Raw genomic sequence first — 2,600 nt, forward strand, 5'->3', positions numbered from 1 at the left:
GAGTGCCACGGTTCCGGAACCCCCAAGGGGGACCAGGTGGAAGTCCAAAGTATCATGAAGATGCTTGAAACATACCAGTGCATGGACACGGCCCTGTCCATTGGTTCGGTGAAGTCCAACATCGGCCATCTGCTGACCGGTGCGGGTGCTGCCGGATTCATCAAAACGGTCATGGCCATGAACCAGGGAATGCTGCCGCCATCCAACAATTTCAATGTCCTGCCCGAAGACTCCCCGTTAAATGACACGGGTGTCAGGGTCCAGGATCAGCCTTGTGCCTGGGTACCTGCCAGTGACGGCCAGCCTTTGCGGGCTGCGGTATCGGCCTTTGGGTTTGGCGGCATCAATGCCCAGATCCTTGTGGAATCTTTTAATGCCGAATCAGGCCGTCATGCCAAGTGTGTTGCACCGGCCCCAGCCGAAAAAAGCCTTCCCTGCGCCATTGTGGGTATGGGCCTGATATCGGGTGGCGCTGACTGCCTTGGCAGTTTTTCCCATCTTATATTTGGGGATAGAACGCCTGTGGCCCGCTCCGGAGAACCCCGGTGGCGCAGGTTTGACCATCTGCCCCCTGACATCTGCGGTGCTTTAACCCTGTTCATGGATGAACTGAGTATTGATCTTAAAGCGTTTAATATCCCCCCCAACCAGATGAACCAGATTCTGCCCCAGCATCTGATTATGCTCAAAGCAGCCATGGCAGCCCTGGCAGATGCCGGTATCTCTTTTAAACCGGATGCGTCACAATCACCCCGGGTAAACATGGGGTGTGCCGTGGGCATTGAATTTGATTTCGGGGCCACAGACTACCATTTAAGGTGGCAGGTCCAGGGGCAGGGAAACAATGTTGCTGCGGATTTGCTGGATACCATCGGGCCGCCATTAAATTTTGATTCAACATTGGGTGCTTTGGGCGGCATTGTGGCGTCCCGCATGGCCCGGGCATTTAAACTGGGCGGCCCCTGCTTTACCCTGTCTGCGGACGAAGCGTCGGGGCCAACAGCCATTGATATTGCCATTAATTCCCTGGGCGCAGGGGAGACCGGCACCTTTTTATGTGCGGCCGTGGACCTTGCCGCTGACATCAGAAGCTTTACCCGGGATCTGGTCCTGACCGGCGCGGACCCCATGGCCCTGCCTTCGGAAGGGGCTGTGGCCCTGGTACTCAAGCCCCTGGATGCAGCGCAAAGGGACAATGACCGGATTTATGCCGTGGTCAATGGCGTGGGACGCGCCGGAGGTGCTGCCCTTGCCGGGGAAACCGGTGATCAGGCGCAAGTCTCGCGGTCAGAGGTTGTCCGGACTTCTTTACAAAAGGCCCTGGATCATGCGGGTATGGATTTAAATGATATCGGGCTTGGCGCAGTGACGCACAGCGGGTCTCACTTTCTGGGGGCAGGGGAGGTGTCCGGGTTGGAACCCAACACGTTGCCGGTTTTCTGCCCGTCTGCATTATCCGGTCATACCGGGTCTGCCGCAGGCCTTTTTACTGTTGCCGCTACGGCATTGTGCCTCTACGCCCGAAGGTTTCCAGGGCCTTTGCGCAATTATCCCGGGATTCCCAAAACCGCTGTGGCAGGATGCCTGACCCGGGATGGCATTGCAGGACATGTTGTATTGTCAGGCTTTCATCATTCAGGGCAGGGCGGGGAGTTTCGAAAAATTGCGGCCGCCCAGGAGAAAAGCGCGCATTCATCCACCTGCATCCGGATTCCTCTGACCCGCCCGCCGTTTCCCCGGGCTTTGATTGCCAAAGATGCGTTTGAACCATTCCCGCAGGAAACCTCTTTTGAGTGTTGTCCCGAACCGCCCAGGACCCTACTTGCATTTCCCTGTGACACGATCCCGGGACTGCTGGCCCATACCCAGGAAATAACGGCCAGGGCCCACGAACGTTTCCTGGAATTATCCGCCCAAAACACCCGGGCCATGGCTGAACAGCTTGCCGCCATTGCCGGCGCAGTGCCAAAGGGGTGGCATGGGTCAACCGGCCTGGAACCGGTTTGTTTGCCCCGGGATATTTCACAGATGCCCGAACCATTCATGGACCGGGATCAATGCCTTGAATTTGCCGTGGGAAAAGCCGGAAACGTGCTGGGGCCTGATTTCGATATCATTGACACCTACCCGGTCCGGGTGCGGTTGCCGGCTGAACCCTTGATGCTGGTGGACCGGATTGTATCCGTGCACGGGGAAAAACTGTCCCTGACTTCCGGGAAAGTGGTCACCCAGCATGATGTGCATGATAATGCCTGGTACCTGGACGGTGGCAAAGCCCCGGTCTCCATCTCCATTGAGGCGGGCCAGGCCGATCTTTTTCTTTGCTCCTGGCTGGGCATAGACCATGTGGTCAAAGGAAAACGCAAATACCGGCTGCTTGACGCCAGGGTGACCTTCCACCGCAGCCTGCCCGTGCCTGGTGAAACCATTGAATACCACATTGAAATAGACCGGTTTTTAAGGCAGGGAGAGATCTATCTTTTCTTTTTTCATTACCAGGGATACATTGATCAGCGGCCCTTTATCTCCATGCGCGATGGCTGCGCAGGCTTTTTCACCGAACAGGAGGTGGAAAATTCCGGGGGCATTATCCTGAAAAA

The 2,600-nt window shown here is 56.6% G+C and carries 1 protein-coding gene; it reads left to right on the forward strand.

What is annotated here, in order from left to right; genetic code table 11:
- A partial coding sequence (locus tag AB7U36_RS22270) for a beta-ketoacyl synthase N-terminal-like domain-containing protein (protein WP_428161791.1) occupies window positions 1-2,600 on the forward strand: 2,600 nt, incomplete at both ends.

The organism is Desulfobacter sp., assembly GCF_050177295.1.